Source organism: Pseudomonas sp. ES4, from assembly GCF_050586665.1.
Lineage (GTDB): Bacteria > Pseudomonadota > Gammaproteobacteria > Pseudomonadales > Pseudomonadaceae > Aquipseudomonas > Aquipseudomonas frederiksbergensis.
On the sequence record NZ_JBOBDO010000001.1, the window covers coordinates 70755 to 89342 of the forward strand.

An 18588-nucleotide genomic window follows, 5' to 3' on the forward strand; every position below is an offset into this window, starting at 1 on the left:
GTTACTTCAGGTGTCTGATCATGGCATTTCGCCCTCTTACGGCCAGAGCACCCGCCGTCCTGCTTCGCGAAGCCAAACCGCTGAAAGCCATCTTCGGCCACGCTCAACGCCTGGGTCATTTACAACGTCTGCTGGAAAGCCAATTGCAGCCCGCCGCCCGCGAGCATTGCCATGTGGCGTCGTGGCGCGAGGGCAGTTTGCTGCTGATCGTGACCGACGGGCATTGGGCGACCCGCCTGCGTTATCAGCAAAAGCGTCTGCAACGGCAATTACAGATGTTCGACGAATTCGCCAGTTTGACTCGGATTCTGTTCAAGGTTCAGCCACCGACCGTTCAGCAAGGGGCGGCTGGCCATACCATCAGTTTGTCGACCGATGCAGGCGCGACCATTCAGGCCACGGCCGACGGGATCAGCGATCCGAATCTTCGGGCGGCGCTGGAACGGCTGGCGGCGCACGCTAAACCCAAGACCTGACTCCTTCTTACCGATCGTTCCCACGCTCTGCGTGGGAATGCCTCTTGTGACGCTCTGCGTCACGCTTTGGGACGCGGAGCGTCCCTGGCTGCATTCCCACGCAGAGCGTGGGAACGATCAATGAATCAGCGGCGTTTGCTGCCGCCGAGCAACGAGCCCATCAGACCGCGCACCAACTGTCGGCCCAATTGATTGGCCGCCTGGCGCATCGCTGATTTCAATGCCTGCCCCGCCGCGGTGCCGAGGAATTCCCCGGCCTTGTCGGTGAAGCTTGGCTCTTCGGCTGCCGGTTTGCCCGGAGCAGCGTCAGGCTCTGGCGCCAGCCCCTTGCGTCCCATCAACACTTCATAAGCCGATTCACGATCAACAGGTTTGTCATATCGCCCCTTGAATGACGACCCCGAGATCAGCGCGGTGCGTTCAGCCTCGCTCAGTGGCCCGATCCGCGATTGCGGCGGTGCCACCAACACCCGCTGAACCATCTCCGGCGTGCCCTTGTCCTGCAACGTGCCGACCAGCGCCTCGCCAATCCCAAGCTCGGTCAGCACCGACAAGGCATCGAACGCCGGGTTCGGCCGGAAGCCTTCGGCCACCGCTCGCAGGGATTTCTGTTCCTTGGCGGTGAACGCGCGCAGGCCATGCTGAACGCGCAAACCGAGCTGGGCCAGCACGTCATCCGGCAAGTCGCCCGGCGATTGCGTGACGAAATACACGCCCACGCCTTTCGAGCGTATCAGCCGCACCACCTGCTCAAGACGATCCTGCAAGGCCTTTGGCGTACCGGCGAACAACAAATGCGCCTCGTCGAAAAACAGTGCCAGCAGCGGTTTGTCCGAATCGCCGCGTTCTGGCAATTGCTCGAACAATTCGGCCAGCAGCCATAACAGGAATGTCGCGTAGACCTTCGGCGCATCATGCACCAGACGGCTGGCATCGAGCAGGTGAATGCGCCCGCGCCCCTCGGCGGTCGGCTGCAGGATGTCTTCGAGTTGCAGCCCTGGCTCACCGAACAGCGCTTCGGCGCCCTGCTGTTCCAGGGTCGCCAGGCGCCGCAACAGCGCCTGGCTGGAACCGGTGGTCATCAGCGCGGCGTCGTCACCCAGTAATTCCGGGTTGTCACGCAGGTGATTGAGCAGCGCCTTCAGGTCCTTGAGGTCCAGCAACAACAGCCCTTCACGGTCCGCCACCTTGAACGCGGCGTACAGCGCCGACTGTTGACTGTCGGTCAGCTCCAGCAGGCTGCCAATCAATAACGGCCCCATTTCGCTCAAGGTTGTGCGCAATGGATGACCGGACTGACCGTGAATGTCCCACAGGGTCACCGGATACGCTTGTGGCGTGTGGTTCAGCCAGGACATCCCGGCGATCCGCTCGGCGATTTTGCCTTGAGGGTTGCCGGCGGCGCCCAGGCCACACAGGTCGCCCTTGATATCGGCGGCGAACACCGCCACGCCGGCATCGCTGAATGCTTCGGCCATCCGTTGCAAGGTGACCGTTTTGCCCGTCCCGGTAGCGCCCGCGATCAAGCCATGACGGTTCGCCAGTCGCATGGCCTGGGCAATCGGCTCCCCGGCAAGGTCGGCACCGATAACGAGTTGTAATGAGTCAGGCATTTTGTCACCCATGGTTAATCTTTGATCCTTCGCGGCCGATAGAAATAAGCGAGAGACCCAATTGAAAGCAAGGTCCGAGATTCCCCTACGGAGAGCAGGAATTACCGACTCGCTCCATTGCGCACTCATTTTGCGCGCATTAGCAGCAACGCGCCCCGAACAATAAGACCTTAGCGGACACCCCGAGCCATGAACAAAAATCTGCGCTTCAGCCATAAAATCCTGCTGGCCGCCGCCCTCATCGTCATCGCCGCCTTCGCCTCGTTCACGCTGTACAACGACTATTTACAGAGCAATGCGATACGCCGCGATCTGGACAACTACTTGCAGGAAATGGGCAGCGTCACTGCAAAAAACATTCAAACCTGGCTGGCCGGTCGCAGTCTGCTGATCGAAAACCTGTCGCAAACCGTTGCCTTGAACGCAGATACAGCCAATGTCTCCAACCTGCTGGAACAGAAGGCCGTGTCGTCGACCTTTATGGGCGCCTACCTGGGCAATAAAGATGGCACTTTCATCATCCGCCCGGACAGCAAGATGCCCGACGGTTATGACCCTCGTGCTCGCCCTTGGTACAAGAGCGCGCAAAGCACCAGCGGTTCTGCCCTGACCGAGCCCTACATCGACCTCGCCTCTGGCCAGCTGGTGATCTCCATCGTTGACAGCGTACTCAAGGACGGACAAAACATCGGCGTGGTGGGGGGTGACTTGAGTTTGCAGGTGATCACCGACAGCCTCAACGCACTGGACTTCGACGGCATGGGTTATGCCTTTCTGGTCAGCGCCGACGGAAAAATCCTGGTCCACCCGGACAAAGCGCTGGTGATGAAGTCCCTGAGCGAGGCGTACCCGAGAAACACCCCGCGCATCAGCAGCGACTTCAGTGAAGTCGACGTCGACGGCAAGACTCGGATCGTGACCTTTACCCCGATCAAAGGGCTGTCCTCAGTCAACTGGTACATCGGTCTGTCGGTGGACAAGGACAAAGCCTTCTCGATGCTCAGCGAATTCCGCGCCTCGGCGGTCGTTGCGACGGTCATTGCCGTGGCCATCATCATCGCTCTGCTGGGCATGCTGATCCGCATCCTGATCCAGCCGCTGCACGTCATGACCCGCGCCATGGCAGACATCGCCGATGGCGAAGGCGACCTGACCAAACGCCTGACCATCGTGAACAACGACGAATTCGGCGTCCTCGGCACCGCGTTCAACCGCTTCGTGGAACGCATTCACGGTTCGATCCGCGAAGTGTCGTCGGCCACCGGGCAAGTCAACGAAGTGGCGCTGCGTGTAGTGGCCGCCTCGAACTCCTCGATGTACAACTCCGACCAACAGGCTTCGCGCACCAGCAGCGTGGCCGCGGCGATCAACCAGCTCGGTGCCGCCGCTCAGGAAATCGCCCGCAACGCAGCACAAGCATCGAGTCAGGCCAGCGATGCCCGCAGCCTGGCTGAAGATGGCCAGCAAGTGGTGGATCGCAGCATTGTCGCGATGAATCAGCTGTCCAGCATGCTCAGCGCCTCGAGCACCAACATCGAATCGCTGAACAGCAAAACCGTGAACATCGGGCAGATTCTCGAAGTGATCACCAGCATCTCCCAGCAAACCAACCTGCTGGCGCTGAACGCGGCTATTGAAGCGGCGCGCGCCGGTGAAGCCGGACGGGGTTTTGCCGTGGTGGCCGATGAGGTGCGCAACCTGGCGCATCGCACCCAGGAATCGGCGCAACAGGTGCAGACCATGATCGAGGAGCTGCAAGTCGGCGCTCGCGAATCCGTCAGCACCATGAGCGACAGCCAGCGCCACAGCCAGGACAGCGTCGAAATCGCCAACCTGGCCGGCGAGCGGTTGAACAGCGTGACCTTGCGTATCGGCGAAATTGACGGGATGAACCAGTCGGTGGCGACGGCGACCGAAGAGCAGACTGCCGTGGTGGAGTCGATCAATGTGGACATTACCGAGATCAACACACTGAATCAGGAAGGGGTGGAAAACCTGCAGTCGACGTTGCGGGCGTGCTCGGATCTTGAGCAGCAGGCGGCGCGGCTTAAACAATTGGTAGGCAGTTTCCGTATTTAGTGTCTGATTAGGGCCCCCTCGCGAGCAGGCTCGCTCCCACAGGTACAGCGCCAGACCCTGTGGGAGTGAGCCTGCTCGCGATAGCGGTCTGTAACACACCGCAAAACCCTCACTGACGCCCCGCCACAAAACCCCAACCGAACATCTATCCTTCATAAAGGTCAACCAAGGGAGAACAACGGACCGGAGGGATGTTCATCGTGCATATCGCTGACATAACCATGTTCTACGCCCCTGCCAGCGGTGGCGTGCGCACTTATCTGGATGCAAAACACCGTCGCCTGAGCATCAAGCCAGGCATTCGCCACAGTCTGTTGATTCCTGGGGCTCACTTGAGCGAACAGGATGGCATTTATACGGTTCCGGCCCCTGCACTGCCCTTCGGCAAAGGTTATCGTTTCCCCCTCCGTCTCGCGCCATGGCGCAATGTTCTGCAGGATTTACAGCCCGACCTGATCGAGGTCGGCGATCCCTACCTCACCGCCTGGGCGGCCCTTGACGCCCGGCGGCAACTGGATGTCCCGGTGATCGGCTTTTACCATTCGGACCTGCCGATGCTGGTCAGCAATCGCATGGGCAATTGGGTCACCACCAACGTTGAAGCCTATGTCAGCAAGCTCTATGGCAATTTCGATCGGGTTCTGGCACCCAGTCAGGTCATGGCCGACAAACTGGTCGGGCTAGGGGTGAAGAACGTTTTCGTGCAACCGCTGGGCGTCGACCTGCAAACCTTCAATCCCGCTGCACGAGACCCGGGTCTGCGGGCCAAACTGGGCATTGATGAGAACACTCATTTACTGATTTTCGCCGGGCGCGGCTCCAAGGAAAAAAACCTGCCGGTGCTGCTCGAGTGCATGAAACGCCTGGGCCGACGCTATCACCTGCTGTTGGTGGGTTCGTCGATGCCGGCCGCAGTGCCCGACAACGTCACCGTGGTCGACAAGTTCTGTCCGGCCGCACAAGTGGCGCGGTTGATGGCCAGTGCCGATGCGCTGTTGCATGCCGGCGATCAGGAAACATTCGGCCTGGTGGTTCTAGAAGCCATGGCCAGTGGCATTCCGGTGGTGGCCGTGGCGGCCGGGGCCTTTCAGGAAATCATCACCGATCAATGCGGCCGGCTCTGCCCGCCGAACAATCCATTGGCGATGGCCAACACGGTCCGCGAGCTGTTCAGTTCGGGCAGCGTGGTTTTGGGCAAACAGGCCCGCAGCCATGTCGAACGGCATTACTCCTGGGACACGGTGGTCACCAGCCTGCTGGGCCACTATCACGCCGTGCTCGGTAGCCACTGGCCGCTGACGGCCAATGGCTGACCCCATGAACCCGCCCAACCTGTTACTCGTCCTGCACGACGTCGCGCCGCAAACCTGGGGCGACTATCAACCCTTTGTCGAGGCCGTCGACGCCTTGGGCGAAGTGCCGATGACCTGGCTGGTGGTGCCCAATTTCCACAAGCACAACGATCTGCAGGAGCACCCGGGATTTCGACGTGTGCTCACCCGCCGTCTCACCCGAGGTGACGAACTGGCCTTGCACGGTTACTTTCATTGCGATGACGCGCCTACTCCCATTACACCAAGAGACTGGTTCATGCGCCGGATCTATACCCACGAAGGCGAGTTTTACAGCCTGTCTCAAGAAACCGCCCTCGCCCGCCTGCACGCCGGTATCGAAGTGTTCCACCGTTATCACTGGCCGCTGGAAGGCTTCGTCGCCCCGGCCTGGTTGATGAGCGAAGGGACGCGCCAGGCTTTGCGCCAGTTACCCCTGAGTTACACCAGCGATTCGCAGCATCTCTATCGCCTGCCGGATTTCACCGCGTTCGACGCGCCGGGGCTGGTCTGGAGTGCGCGCAGTGCCTGGCGCCGTGGGCTGTCGAAGTTCGTCAGCGATCAACGCGAACAACGCTGGCAGCAAGCACCGGTGATTCGTCTTGGCCTGCACCCGGTGGATATGCGTCATGAGTTCTCGCGCACGTACTGGCTGCAAACCCTCAAGCGCTTGCTCGACGAGGGGCGTGTGCCGTTGACCAAGTCACGCTGGCTGGCACTGCAAAGCGAGCGTATGGGGCGCGCCGCATGAGTCGCGGGATTTTGCTGCTCGTCGCCCTGCTCGCTGCGGTGCTGATTCCATCGCTGCTGGGCGGTAACGAAACCTGGTATCGGCTGCGAAGCTTTCCGCTGACCTGGTTACTGATCATGTTCGGCATGATCCTGCTGTGTTGGGTGCTGAACACGATGCGCTTGCGCCTGTTGCTAGGCGATCAGCGCGACAAGGTGAGCCCGCTGAAAAGCCTCGGGGTAGTGATGGCCGCCGAGTTCGCTTACTGCGCCACACCGGGCGGCAGCGGCGGGCCGCTGACCATCATGGCGCTGCTCGCGCGCAATGGCGTGCGTCCGGCCAGGGGCAGCGCCGTGTTTGCCATGGATCAACTGAGCGATTTGCTGTTTTTTCTCTGCGCGCTGAGCGGGATCCTGATTTACGCGTTGTTCCAGCACCTCAGCCAACGCATGGAATGGCTGCTGACCGTCAGCGCCATTTCGATGTTCGGCGGGTTGTTCAGTTGCGTGGTGGTCGCCCGCTACCATCGCGTGCTGATTCGTTTGAGTGGTCGATTGCTCGCTCGCCTGAATGTCAAAACCACCACCCGTGTGCGCTGGGCGCGAAAACTCCTGCATTTCCTCGCGGCGTTCACGGACACCTTGAAGCTGCCTTTTCAGACATTAATTACGGTGTTTGCCCTGACGTGCCTGCATTGGGGCTTGCGCTATAGCGTGCTGTATCTGGCGTTGCGTGGGCTTGGGGCGGATTTGCAGTGGGCCTGGAGCTTTCTGATCCAGATGCTTTCGCTGAGCGCGGGGCAGTTCAGCCTGTTGCCGGGCGGTGCCGGAGCGGCGGAACTGACGTCGGCGGCGCTGCTGGCGCCAATGGTGGGAAAATCCACCGCGGCGGCGGCGATCCTGATCTGGCGGGCGGTGACTTATTACTTCTATTTGCTGGTGGGCGGCCCGGTGTTTTTGCTGATGCTCGGGCGGCCGTTGCTGAAGAAGTTGATGAAGTTCAAGCAGGCTTAGTGTTGTCGTCGGGGTCGTTCTGCAACTGTTCCCACAACTCGGCGGCACCGGGAAACTCCGTGCCGTCTTCAGGGTTCATGTCATCCGGGTCGTAACGGCTCAAACACCCCTCGCCCAATGTGGCGGGAGCCTTGGATGTGGCTTTGTCCAGTGGATCGGCCATGGTCAGTTCTCGTTCTGTAGATCGTTCCCATGCTCTGCGTGGGAACGATCAGCAGCAAGTTATCAGAACACCACGGTTTTGTTGCCGTGCACCAGCACCCGGTCTTCCAGGTGATAGCGCAGGCCACGGGCCAGTACCATCTTTTCGACGTCCCGACCGAAACGCACCATATCGTCGATGCTGTCACTGTGGCTGACGCGAACGACGTCCTGTTCGATGATCGGACCGGCATCCAGCTCTTCGGTCACGTAGTGGCAAGTCGCGCCAATCAACTTCACACCACGCATCGATGCCTGGTGATACGGCTTGGCGCCGACGAACGATGGCAGGAAGCTGTGGTGAATGTTGATGACCTTGTGGGCATATTCGCTGCACAACTCGGGCGGCAGGATTTGCATGTAGCGGGCAAGTACGACCACTTCAGCATCGTGCTGTTTGACCAGGCGCGAGACTTCGGCGAAGGCCGGCTCTTTATCCTGCGGATTGACCGGTACGTGGTAATACGGAATCCCGTGCCACTCGACCATGCTGCGCAAGTCGTCATGGTTGGAAATCACGCAGGAAATTTCGCAATCCAGTTCATCACTGTGCCAGCGGTGCAACAAGTCGGCGAGGCAGTGAGACTCGCGACTGGCCATCAGAACCACGCGCTTTTTCTGCTCGGTATCCGTGATGCGCCAGTTCATCGAGAACTCTTCGGCAATCGGTGCAAACGCCTCGCGAAAGGCATCGATACCGAAGGGCAGCGAATCGGCACGAATTTCGTGACGCATGAAGAACCAGCCACTGAGATTATCCGAGTGATGGCTCGCTTCAGTGATCCAGCCGTTATGTGACGCCAGAAAGTTACTGACTTTAGCAACGATACCGACGCGGTCCGGGCAAGCAATCACCAGCCGAAAAGTGCGCATGAGGGTAAAACTCCAGAACTTCGCAAAGGCGGCCATTCTAGCGATTGCGCAACAAAACTGCAGTATTGATGACGCGTGGCCCGACACAAAGGCAAGCGGCAGAGGTTCTCGCAGCACCTGCAACCCGCGCGATGGTGTCCCTGTTGCCATTCTTCAAGTGCACAATTGTGAATATTCGTGATGACTGCATCACACTTTTAACTGCACCGACAATTTATGCCTATTCATCGTAACTAATTTAAATAAAACCCCGGTTAAATGTTTACTTGGTGAAACACCCTGACTATTATTGCCGCACTGTCACCTGCCATCCAGCGCCCTACATAAGGTAGTCCTCATGTCCTTGATCAACGAATATCGCGCCACCGAAGAAGCTATCAAAGAGCTGCAAGCCCGTTTGAAGAACCTGTCCCAAGACGACAAACTGCAAACCGAGCTGGAATTCGAAGGCAAACTGCGCACCCTGATGGGCGAATACTCCAAGTCTCTGCGTGACATCATTGCCCTGTTGGATCCTGAGTCCAAAACCAAAGCACCACGTGGTGGCGCAGTAAAAACTACTGGCACCAAGCGTGCTCGCAAAGTTAAACAATACAAAAACCCGCACAACGGCGAAGTCATCGAAACCAAAGGTGGCAACCACAAGACTCTGAAAGAGTGGAAAGCCAAGTGGGGCGGTGACGTGGTTGAAGGCTGGGCTACCCTGCTGGGCTAAGCCGTAGCGCTTGTCGCGGACTTACCCGCGACAAAAAAGAACGCCAGCATCTGCTGGCGTTTTTTTATGCCCGGTATTCAGCTCCGAACATTTTCGATTTCAAAGATTCAAACGTTTGCGTAATCCTTCGACATAATTCTGCCATTCATTCAGCACCTCTCGCTGAAACGATGTAGCCGTATTACTCCATTGGGCTGCGGCTTCTGCAAAAGTTTCCAACGTATTTGGCGCCCCCCACTCGGGTGCTGACAAACGTTGCTGACAGAATATTCGCCAGCGTTCTTGCTCTTCGAAATTCAACGTATCGGGGAAGTTGCGTGCGCGATATCGAAACAATAATTCGGGCAATCGCTCATCATCGAAGGGCCATTGTTGTTGCGCTAATTGAGCAGGGTCGGCAGACCTGACTTGCTCACAAAGACGCCGATCCCGATCACCGATAAAACCATCGTACAACTGTTGCTCCGGGTCTTGGCTCGGGGTGAACGCTTCGCTGGCATAAATCGCCTGCACTTTATCTCGCCAAATTGTTTGTGCGTCACTTAGCCGCAGCGCGCGCTCTTGGTAGAGCGACATATCCAGCTCCAAACGTTGCTGATCTTCAGAGCGAAGTACCGCCAACGGCGCCACCACCGGACATTTATTGATGTGGATAAGTTTGAGCGGCACCGGCAACTCGCCCTCGGCCAAGTCATCGCGGCGGGTATACAGCCGTTGACGCAAAGTGTCGGCATCCAGATCGAGCAAGCCCTGAGGATCCAGGTGCAGATCACAGACAATCAAGGCGTTCTTGTTGCGCGGGTGCCAGGCCAAAGGCAACACCACACCGACATAATTACGCGCCGCCGAAAAGCGTCCGGAGATGTGCACCATCGGCTGCAACAGACGAATCTGATCCATCACCTTTTGTTTACCGCGCAACTGAAATAACCAGTCATATAACTTTGGCTGTTTTTCCCGGATCAGACGCGCCAGGGCGATAGTGGCGCGAACGTCCGACAGCGCTTCGTGAGCATTTCCGTGATCAATGCCATTGGCGGCAGTCAGGCGTTCGAGCTTGAGCGTTATCCGCCCCTCGTCGTCCGTCGGCCAAACGATGCCGTCAGGGCGCAAGGCATAGGATGCACGCACCACATCGATCAGGTCCCAGCGACTATTACCGCCCTGCCATTCGCGCGCGTAAGGGTCGAAAAAATTTCGGTAAAGACTGTAACGGGTCATCTCGTCATCGAAACGCAACGTGTTGTACCCCGCCCCGCACGTGCCGGGCGCCGCGAGTTGGGCATGCACCCGGGTCATGAAATCGGCTTCGCTCAAGCCTTGCTCGGCCAGTCGGCCGGGGGTGATACCGGTGATCGCACAGGCCGCCGGATGGGGCAGGATGTCTTCACTGGGCTGGCAGTAAAGGTTGACCGGCTCGTCTATTTCATTGAGATCGAAGTCAGTGCGAATCCCCGCCATCTGGAGCGGGCGGTCGCAACGGGGGTTGATGCCAGTGGTTTCATAGTCGTACCAGAAGATAGAGGTCACGGGCTATTCCTGAACTGAAGATCGGCGAAGTCTAGGCGTTCACATCCCGCCCCGGCCAGTAATCTTGTCATTCAATCACCTCTGGCCACGTGCCGTGCAATACATAGTTATGTCGTTTTCCCTCGAGAGGCTGCTAGCATCGGACGGACATCGAATCCCGAACAGGCCACATCAAGGTTGCCCATGCTCGAGACCACAGCACTGCCAAGGAACGCGACGCTGTCCCCGCCACTGGATACGCGGTATCAAGTCGAAACGCCGGAAGGCATCGACCTGCCACTGCGCCCGGCCGGGTTGATGGTTCGTGCGCTGGCGTTCGCCATCGATCTCGGGCTGCGCGGGTTGATCGTCGGCCTGCTGTTTATTGTCCTGGCGTTCCTCGGGAAACTCGGTGCAGGGCTCGGCTCGATTCTGTTGTTCGTGGTGAGCTGGTGGTACATGGTGCTGTTCGAAGTGCTCAACCAGGGTCGTTCGCCAGGCAAGCAATGGATGGGCCTGCGGGTGGTGCAGGACGATGGCACGCCGATCGGCTGGTCTGCTTCGCTGCTGCGCAACCTGCTGCGATTTGTCGACATGCTGCCGTTCGGCTATTTCCTCGGCGCCATCAGTTGCCTGCAACATCCCACCTTCAAGCGCCTCGGCGATCTGGCCGCCGGCACGCTGGTGATCTACCGCGAACAACCGCTCGCCCGACCACAACTGCCCACCGTCCAGCCCCGACGCCCGACCTTTGCGCTAACGCTGACCGAACAGCGTGCCATCCTCGGTTTTGCCGAGCGCCAGGGTGAACTCTCTGACGCACGGGTCAAAGAGCTGGCGGCGATACTCGCGCAACCGTTGCAGGTGTCGGCGCCAGGGGCCGTGGACGAACTCAATGGCATCGCCCGCGGCTTGTTGGGCCCGACATGAAGCAAAGCCTTTTCGAAAGTCGCCACAAGGCCGAATGGACGCAATTTACCCTCGTGCTTGAACAGCTGGAGCAAGGCAAGCAAGCACAGCAAATCGCCAGTTTCCCCAGCGATTATCGTCGTCTCTGCCAGCATCTGGCGCTGGCCCAGGAACGCGGTTACAGCAGCTTTCTGATCGACTCATTACAGCAACAGGTCCTGCGCGGGCATCAACAACTTTATCGCCACCGCAGTCGACTGGGTGCCAACGTGCTGGGCTTCCTCCTGGCTGACTTCCCGCGATTGGTGCGCGAACAATGGCGCTTCGTGCTCGCCGCCGGCCTGATGTTTTTTGGCAGCCTGATCGGCTTTGCGTTGCTGGTGTATCTGTTTCCCGACCTGGTCTACAACCTGATCCCGGCCGAGCAGGTCAGCGAGATGCAAGGCATGTATGACCCCGAGGCCGGTCACTTGGGGCGTTCGGCAGAACGGGCGGCCAGTGAAGACTGGGTGATGTTCGGTTACTACATCATGCACAACATCGGCATCGCCTTTCAGACCTTCGCCAGCGGCTTGCTGTTTGGCTTGGGCAGTGCGTTTTTCCTGTTCTTCAACGGTTTGATGATTGGTGCGGTGGCCGGGCACCTGACGCACATCGGTTACGGGCAAACGTTCTGGCCATTCGTGGTTGGCCACGGCGCCTTCGAACTGAGTGCCATCGCCCTGGCCGGTGCCGCCGGCCTGCAACTGGGTTGGGCCTTGATCGCGCCGGGACGCCTGCCTCGCTCCGAAGCCCTGCGATTGGCGGCCCGCAAGAGCGTGCTGCTGATTTGCGGGGTCATGCTGTTTCTGCTGATTGCGGCGTTTATCGAGGCTTACTGGTCGTCCACGATCGGGGTCGCGCCCATGACCAAATACCTGGTCGGTGCAGCGCTCTGGTTGTTGGTGGCGACTTATCTGCTGTTTGCTGGACGGACCCGCCATGCGCCTGAGTGACGCCACGGCTGTCATCCGCCCGCGCACCACCTGGGAAGCCATGGACCTGGGCGTCCTGCTGAGCCAACGACACCGGCGTCTGCTGATGACCAGTTGGGCCCTCGTGACCTTGCCGGTTTTCGCCCTGCTCAGTTGGGTGCTATGGGATTCGCCCTCCCTCGCCGTGTTCATTTTCTGGTGGCTGAAACCGGCGTTCGACCGCCTGCCGCTGTACATCCTGTCCAAAGCCATGTTTGGCGAAACGCCCACCCTGAAACAGGCGTTGCGCCAATTTCCGCGGCTGCTGCAACCGCAGCTGCTGGTGAGCCTGACCTGGCGGCGCCTGAGCCTGAGTCGCAGTTTTCTGATGCCGGTGGTGCAACTCGAAGGGCTCAGTGGTGAGCCACGACAACAGCGCTTGCAGGTGCTGTTGCAGCGCAACGCCGGTGCCGCGCGTTGGCTGACCATCATCGGCGTACACCTGGAAACTGCGCTGTGGATCGGCCTGATGGTGCTGTTCTACATGTTCTTGCCGCAACAGGTCGAACTCGACTGGAGCTGGCAGACCTTGATCACCGCCGCCACACAGGACTGGCGATGGCTGGAACACCTGACCAACGCCTTTTACGCACTGGTGCTCATTGTCTGGGAACCGGTTTATGTCGCCTGCGGCTTCAGCCTTTATCTGAACCGGCGCACGGTATTGGAGGCCTGGGATATCGAGCTGGTGTTCCGCCGCATGCGCCAACGCTTGAGCAGCGCCGCCGTCCCCGTGTTGCTGGCAGCATTCCTGTTGATGCCGACAGCACAAACCGTGTGGGCCGCCGAGCCAGTCATTTCACCCGACAGCCCACGCCTGCTGGACCAGCCACTGACCAGTCAGGCATCCCGGGACAGCATCAAGGCGATCCTCGATCAGCCTCCGTTCAAGAACAAGGAGTCCGTCACGCGCTATCGGTTTGGCGAGGACCAACCCGCCGCCGACACGGCGGACGATGACCCAACAACCGAATGGCTGGAGGCGCTGCTCAAGCTTCTGGACAACCAACGCTTCGGCGCAGCGGCCACGCTGATTGAAGTGGTGTTGTGGGCGGTCGTGATCGGTGCCATCGGTTTATTGATCTGGCATTACCGTGACTGGATGCAAGCCTTCGTCAGGCGTCGACCGGCCTTGAACAGCAAGGTCACGCGGCCGTTACCGCAACAGGCTTTCGGCCTGGACCTCAACCGCGAAACCCTGCCCGCCGACATCGCTGCCAGCGCCGAACGCCTCTGGCAAACCCAACCCCGCGAGGCCCTCGGCTTGCTCTATCGCGGTCTGCTCAGCCATTTGCTGCACGACTTCAACCTGTTGCTCAAACCCGCCGACACCGAAGGTGAAGTTCTTCAGCGCATCGAACACCTGCACCAACCTGCCTTGCTGGCCTTCAGTAAAAACCTGACCGGGCACTGGCAGAACATGGCCTACGGGCATCGCCTGCCTCCCGCACATTTGCAACAGGAACTCTGTGACGGCTGGCGGGCGTTGTTCGGCACGGGAGCGTTGCATTGAACCGGCGACACTGGCTGGCGGTCGGCGTGTTCATCGCCGTGCTATTGGGCGCGCTGAGTGTTTATCTGTACGTCAAGGCGACGCCCTATCAGGCAGACATCGATCACGGCCCCTCGCCCGAAGCCCAGGCCAATCCCTATCTCGCTGCCGAATATTTCCTGCGCAAACAGGGCCTGACGGTGAACCACGCCAACAGCCTCGACATCCTGCCCACCCTGGAGCCACATCAGCACAGCCTGTTATTGCTCGGGGACCGCGACAACATGACTCCGCGCCAGGTCGATCAGCTGTTGAACTGGACCCGGGCCGGCGGGCGTCTTTTGTTTGTTGCCCAGTCGCTGTGGGATGAAAAAACCGGCCAAAGCAACGACCTGTTGCTCGACCGGGTGCAACTGCACCAGTCGCTGAGCAAAGACCTCAAGGACCCGCCGCACACTATCGATGACGATCCTTACCCCAAGCTGACCAAGTTGTACCTGGAAGACGAAAACGCGCCGGCCTACGCCGGTTTCGATACCGCATTCCATCTCGAAGACCCGAAAAACCTCGCGCAAGCCTGGGCCAACAGCGGCAAGGCCACGCACATGATGCAGCTCAATCACGGGCTTGGTTCGATCATCGTGGTCACCGACGCCGACCTGTGGAAAACCCCGGCCATCGACCAGTACGACAACGCCTGGCTGCTCTGGTACCTGACCGCGGACACGAACGTGACCCTGCTGTTCAACACCGATCATGACAGTCTGCCGACCTTGCTCCTGCGCTATTTCCCTCAAGCATTGGTCGCCCTTTTTGCCCTGATCGGCCTTGGCTTCTGGCACGTCGGCGTGCGCCAGGGTCCGCTGCTGGAACCGGCCCCGAGAGCCCGCCGTCAACTTCAGGAACACCTACGCGCCAGCGCCGATTTCATGTTGCGCCGCAACGGTCAGCAGCACCTGTTGCACGCCTTGCAGCACGACATCTTGCGTCGTGTGCGGCGCCGTCATCCCGGTTTCGAACAACTCGGCGTTGCCGAACAATGGCTGGTGCTCGCACGCCTGACCGGCCAACCCACACGCGCTATCAGCCAGGCCATGAGCCCGCGACCGAAGCAGCGGCTGTCCAGCGCTGAATTCAGCCGTCAGGTCGCCCACCTGCAAACCTTGAGGAATGCCTTATGAGTGAGATCGAGCCCGGCACACTGAACCACGCTGCGCAGCAACGCCAGCGCGCCAGCCAGTTGGCCCAGGCGGTAAGAACTGAACTGCAAAAAGCCGTGATCGGCCAGAACAGCGTGATCGACGATGTGCTCACCGCGTTGATCGCCGGCGGCCATGTACTGCTCGAAGGCGTTCCGGGGCTGGGCAAGACATTGTTGGTGCGTGCCCTCGCCCGCTGCTTCGGCGGCGAGTTCGCACGTATCCAGTTCACCCCGGACCTGATGCCCAGCGATGTCACCGGGCATGCGGTGTACGACATGCAAACCGAGCAATTCAAACTGCGCAAAGGGCCGTTGTTCACCAACCTGTTGCTGGCCGACGAGATCAATCGCGCCCCGGCGAAAACCCAGGCCGCACTGCTCGAAGCCATGCAGGAACGCCAAGTCACCCTCGAAGGCCGCGCCCTGCCGATTGCGCAACCGTTCATGGTGCTCGCCACGCAAAACCCCATCGAACAGGAAGGCACTTACCCGTTGCCGGAAGCCGAGCTCGATCGCTTCATGCTCAAGGTGCGCATGGACTACCCCGACGCCGATCAGGAACTGAACATGGTGCGCCAGGTCAGCCGCTCGACCCGTGCCGACATGCTCGATGTGCAGCCGTTGCGCACCGTCCTGCAAGCCAAGGATGTGCTGGCTTTGCAGCGCATCGCCAGCGACTTGCCGCTGGACGATCAGGTACTCGATTACGCCGTGCGCCTGGCCCGCACCACCCGAACCTGGCCAGGGTTGACCCTCGGTGCCGGGCCTCGGGCGTCCATCGCGCTGGTACGTTGCGCCCGCGCCCGCGCCTTGTTGCGTGGCGGCGAATTCGTGATTCCCGATGACATCAAGGGCTGCGCGCTGTCGGTGCTGCGCCACCGGGTGCGCATTGCACCGGAGCTGGACATAGAAGGTCTGGAGGTCGATCAAGTGCTCAAGCAACTGCTCGACCAAGTGCCGGCGCCACGCCTGTGAAACCCTCGCGCCTGCTGCTGATCTGGCTGGCAGTATTGCTGGCCATCGGCATCGTGCTGGGCGCGTTGCGGGCATTGGACATCGAGGTTCCATCGAGCCTGTTGTCGATCCACTGGGGATTGCTGCTGGCACTGCTGGCCCTGGCGATACTCGACGCCGTCCGTCTCAAACGACTGCCCTCGCCCCGACTCCACCGACAAATGCCCGGCAGCCTTGCACTCGGTCGATGGGGTGAAGTGCGACTGGAGGTCGAGCATGATTTTGCCCAACCACTGAACATACAGATTTTCGACCATGTGCCGCACGGCCTTAGCTTCGAAAACCTGCCCCTGTCGGTCGAACTGCAACCCGGCCAGCACAGCCAGATCGGCTATCGGCTACGCCCGCTAAAACGCGGTCATTTCACCTTCGAACACTGCGAAATCAACCTGCCGAGCCCACTGGGCCTGTGGTCTGACAAACGCCTGCTCAACGTGACCGATAACGCCCGCGTCTACCCCGACTTCGCCCGCCTCTACGGCGGCCAATTATTGGCGGTGGACAACTGGCTCAGCCAACTCGGCGTACGCCAACGCCAGCGTCGCGGTCTGGGTCTGGAATTTCATCAACTGCGTGAATTTCGCGAGGGCGACAGCCTGCGCCAGATCGACTGGAAAGCCACCGCCCGCCAGCGCACTCCAATTGCCCGCGAATATCAGGACGAGCGCGACCAGCAGATCATCTTCATGCTCGATTGCGGCCGCCGGATGCGCAGCCAGGACGGCGAACTCGCCCATTTCGATCACGCACTCAATGCCTGCCTGTTGCTCAGCTACGTCGCCCTGCGTCAAGGCGATGCGGTAGGCCTGAGCACCTTCGCCAGTGACCGACCGCATTACCTTGCGCCGGTCAAAGGCACCGAGCAACTCAAGGTCTTGCTCAACGCTGTCTATGACCTCAACAGCACCCAGCGTCCGGCCGATTATCAGGCCGCCGCCAACCAACTGCTGGCCCGACAAAAACGCCGGGCGCTGGTGGTGCTGGTGACTAACTTGCGGGATGGAGATGATGAAGAACTGCTCAACGCCGCCAAACGCCTGGGCAAGCAGCATCGGGTACTGGTGGCCAGTTTGCGCGAAGACATCCTCGACCGGTTACACCACGACCCCGTGAAAACCTTGCCCGAAGCGCTGGCCTATTGCGGGACTGTGGATTACTTGAATGAACGGGCCGAACTCCATGATCGGTTGAGTGCTCATGGAGTGTCGGTGGCGGATGCTCGGCCCGGGGAGTTGGGGGCGGCAATAGTAACGAAGTATTTGGAATGGAAGAAGGCCGGAGGCTAATAACGGCTCGCATTCAATGCCTTTTTTCATCGATAAAAGGCATTGATTGCGAGAACTCAGAAACGAACATCAAACAACGCTTTCGTCGTACCGGTTGACGATCCACATTTTGACATAAACATCCGCGTCCACATTTACCGTAACCTCACCGTTTACGTCAGTGCTGCTGCGAGAAGTATCGCTGCCCACTTGTTGGCTGACTGGAACGCCACTTACTGGCACTTTCAAAAACGAGGAGGACGAACGAATTCCATGCAATGTTCGCGGGTATCCTGGAAAACTCTCGGCTGGCTCGCTCCAATGTTGAGCAGTCACCAAGTTATGCGCCAACGACATTGTTAATGGCGATGTCTTTTCCCCAGACTCCAACATCACCTGCAAAGAAAAACTTCCATTCTGGGTAGTGTTCAGACAATTCAGTTCCCACGTCGCCCCTTCCTGCGTCAGCAACTGCTCGTTTGCCAATGAAGGTTTGACCACCACGCCGAGATTTCCCCCACCCATTAACAGCCTGATCTTTTTGTTCAGCAACCAGCTGCAAGGTTTAGGCAGTACCGTGATAGTGTGTTGTGCACCATGGCAGGGATAGACACTCGCTCCGAACGACACCGAAAATTCGTCGAACTTGATCTCCAGTTCCTGCTCCCAATTTGACATTCCAAAATTTACCGGCGGTGACTTCGACATTTCAACAATTTTAGGTATGGCAAATTGCAATACAAAAGATCCGCAAACTGCCCCATCCGCTTTGATAGTCCAACTCAAAGAAGTGGTTCCCTTCGCCATTTCAGCCAACTGCCCCAAAGGTGGGTCAAAAACCAGGCCTTGTCCCTCTTTGCCAGGTTGATACTCCAGCGCAATATGGGCATCCGGATCGCCAATCAACCAACTGTATTCATAGTCCAGTTTCAGCTCGCAAACTTCTCCTGCTAATAATTCCAGATCTAGGTCATCCCACCTTACCCTCTGGCCATTTACGTATGGCATGAATTCCTGATGCCAGGTAGAAAAATGGATTTGTTTAGATTCAGTGCTCACTGGGTAACCTCCCGTTCGATATCCACAACCGGCTTCCATCATAGTGATTGAGCGTCGGCGCTTTTGGATTCGCCCCGTTTAAACTATAGTGTTGC

Annotated in this window: 17 protein-coding genes and 1 pseudogene; 13 read left to right on the forward strand and 5 right to left on the reverse strand. The window is 59.2% G+C overall.

What is annotated here, in order from left to right; genetic code table 11:
• Nucleotides 1-20: 20 nt before the first annotated feature.
• The gene (locus tag ACQ4OB_RS00320) at nt 21-476 is read left to right on the forward strand and encodes a DUF721 domain-containing protein (protein WP_008147416.1); all 456 of its coding nucleotides are present in this window, start codon (nt 21-23) and stop codon (nt 474-476) included.
• Between the two features lie 125 nt (nt 477-601).
• Here ACQ4OB_RS00320 and ACQ4OB_RS00325 read toward each other — a convergent pair whose 3' ends face one another.
• Nucleotides 602-2089 (reverse strand): helicase HerA-like domain-containing protein, encoded by a 1488-nt coding sequence (locus ACQ4OB_RS00325; RefSeq protein WP_430954926.1) that lies wholly within the window; start codon nt 2087-2089, stop codon nt 602-604.
• Between the two features lie 189 nt (nt 2090-2278).
• On the opposite strand from ACQ4OB_RS00325, the pseudogene ACQ4OB_RS00330 reads away from it, so the two are divergent.
• The 5 genes and pseudogenes from ACQ4OB_RS00330 to ACQ4OB_RS00350 all read left to right on the forward strand — a co-directional run.
• A pseudogene (locus ACQ4OB_RS00330) lies at nt 2279-3310 on the forward strand (HAMP domain-containing protein); the annotation flags it as partial.
• A 93-nt stretch (nt 3311-3403) separates the two neighbouring features.
• Nucleotides 3404-4168, forward strand: coding sequence for a methyl-accepting chemotaxis protein (locus tag ACQ4OB_RS00335; protein WP_430955024.1), 765 nt, complete (start codon nt 3404-3406; stop codon nt 4166-4168).
• A 191-nt stretch (nt 4169-4359) separates the two neighbouring features.
• Nucleotides 4360-5481 (forward strand): glycosyltransferase family 4 protein, encoded by a 1122-nt coding sequence (locus ACQ4OB_RS00340; RefSeq protein WP_102615374.1) that lies wholly within the window; start codon nt 4360-4362, stop codon nt 5479-5481.
• A complete protein-coding gene (locus tag ACQ4OB_RS00345) occupies nt 5474-6250 on the forward strand; it encodes a DUF2334 domain-containing protein (protein WP_430954927.1) in 777 nt (258 codons plus the stop codon). The genes ACQ4OB_RS00340 and ACQ4OB_RS00345 overlap by 8 nt, the downstream gene beginning before the upstream one ends.
• Entirely contained in the window at nt 6247-7242 is a 996-nt protein-coding gene (locus ACQ4OB_RS00350; RefSeq protein WP_074879517.1) for a lysylphosphatidylglycerol synthase transmembrane domain-containing protein, read from the forward strand. Before ACQ4OB_RS00345 ends, ACQ4OB_RS00350 begins: the two co-directional genes overlap by 4 nt.
• Here ACQ4OB_RS00350 and ACQ4OB_RS00355 read toward each other — a convergent pair.
• Together ACQ4OB_RS00355 and purU are read right to left on the reverse strand one after the other, a co-directional pair.
• The gene (locus ACQ4OB_RS00355) at nt 7229-7405 is read right to left on the reverse strand and encodes a hypothetical protein (protein ID WP_162842866.1); all 177 of its coding nucleotides are present in this window, start codon (nt 7403-7405) and stop codon (nt 7229-7231) included. The two genes, ACQ4OB_RS00350 and ACQ4OB_RS00355, sit on opposite strands and share 14 nt — an antisense overlap.
• 62 nt (nt 7406-7467) lie before the next feature.
• Nucleotides 7468-8316, reverse strand: a complete 849-nt coding sequence (gene purU, locus ACQ4OB_RS00360) for a formyltetrahydrofolate deformylase (protein WP_074879520.1) — start codon at nt 8314-8316, stop codon at nt 7468-7470.
• A 337-nt stretch (nt 8317-8653) separates the two neighbouring features.
• Between purU and mvaT the strand changes: the two genes are divergently transcribed.
• Entirely contained in the window at nt 8654-9031 is a 378-nt protein-coding gene (gene mvaT, locus ACQ4OB_RS00365; protein WP_007933316.1) for a histone-like nucleoid-structuring protein MvaT, read from the forward strand.
• Between the two features lie 99 nt (nt 9032-9130).
• On the opposite strand, the gene sbcB is transcribed toward mvaT, so the two are convergent.
• Nucleotides 9131-10561, reverse strand: coding sequence for an exodeoxyribonuclease I (sbcB, locus tag ACQ4OB_RS00370; RefSeq protein WP_430954928.1), 1431 nt, complete (start codon nt 10559-10561; stop codon nt 9131-9133).
• A gap of 183 nt (nt 10562-10744) precedes the next feature.
• Between sbcB and ACQ4OB_RS00375 the strand changes: the two genes are divergently transcribed.
• From ACQ4OB_RS00375 to ACQ4OB_RS00400, 6 genes are read left to right on the forward strand one after another with little or no spacing between them, the layout of a single operon-like run.
• Nucleotides 10745-11470 carry an RDD family protein gene (locus tag ACQ4OB_RS00375; RefSeq protein ID WP_430954929.1) on the forward strand — a complete coding sequence of 242 codons (726 nt, stop codon included), beginning with the start codon at nt 10745-10747 and terminating at the stop codon, nt 11468-11470.
• Nucleotides 11467-12444: a stage II sporulation protein M gene (locus ACQ4OB_RS00380; RefSeq protein WP_430954930.1), complete on the forward strand. Its 978-nt coding sequence runs from the start codon at nt 11467-11469 to the stop codon at nt 12442-12444. Before ACQ4OB_RS00375 ends, ACQ4OB_RS00380 begins: the two co-directional genes overlap by 4 nt.
• A complete protein-coding gene (locus ACQ4OB_RS00385) occupies nt 12431-13975 on the forward strand; it encodes a DUF4129 domain-containing protein (RefSeq protein WP_430954931.1) in 1545 nt (514 codons plus the stop codon). The genes ACQ4OB_RS00380 and ACQ4OB_RS00385 overlap by 14 nt, the downstream gene beginning before the upstream one ends.
• A complete protein-coding gene (locus ACQ4OB_RS00390; protein ID WP_430954932.1) occupies nt 13972-15135 on the forward strand; it encodes a DUF4350 domain-containing protein in 1164 nt (387 codons plus the stop codon). Before ACQ4OB_RS00385 ends, ACQ4OB_RS00390 begins: the two co-directional genes overlap by 4 nt.
• Nucleotides 15132-16130 carry an AAA family ATPase gene (locus ACQ4OB_RS00395; protein WP_074879540.1) on the forward strand — a complete coding sequence of 333 codons (999 nt, stop codon included), beginning with the start codon at nt 15132-15134 and terminating at the stop codon, nt 16128-16130. The genes ACQ4OB_RS00390 and ACQ4OB_RS00395 overlap by 4 nt, the downstream gene beginning before the upstream one ends.
• On the forward strand, nt 16127-17455 hold the full coding sequence (locus ACQ4OB_RS00400; RefSeq protein ID WP_430954933.1) for a DUF58 domain-containing protein: 1329 nt from the start codon (nt 16127-16129) through the stop codon (nt 17453-17455). Before ACQ4OB_RS00395 ends, ACQ4OB_RS00400 begins: the two co-directional genes overlap by 4 nt.
• Nucleotides 17456-17524: 69 nt before the next feature.
• Here the strand turns inward: ACQ4OB_RS00400 and ACQ4OB_RS00405 are convergent, their stop codons facing one another.
• Nucleotides 17525-18493 (reverse strand): hypothetical protein, encoded by a 969-nt coding sequence (locus tag ACQ4OB_RS00405; protein WP_430954934.1) that lies wholly within the window; start codon nt 18491-18493, stop codon nt 17525-17527.
• Nucleotides 18494-18588: the final 95 nt, after the last annotated feature.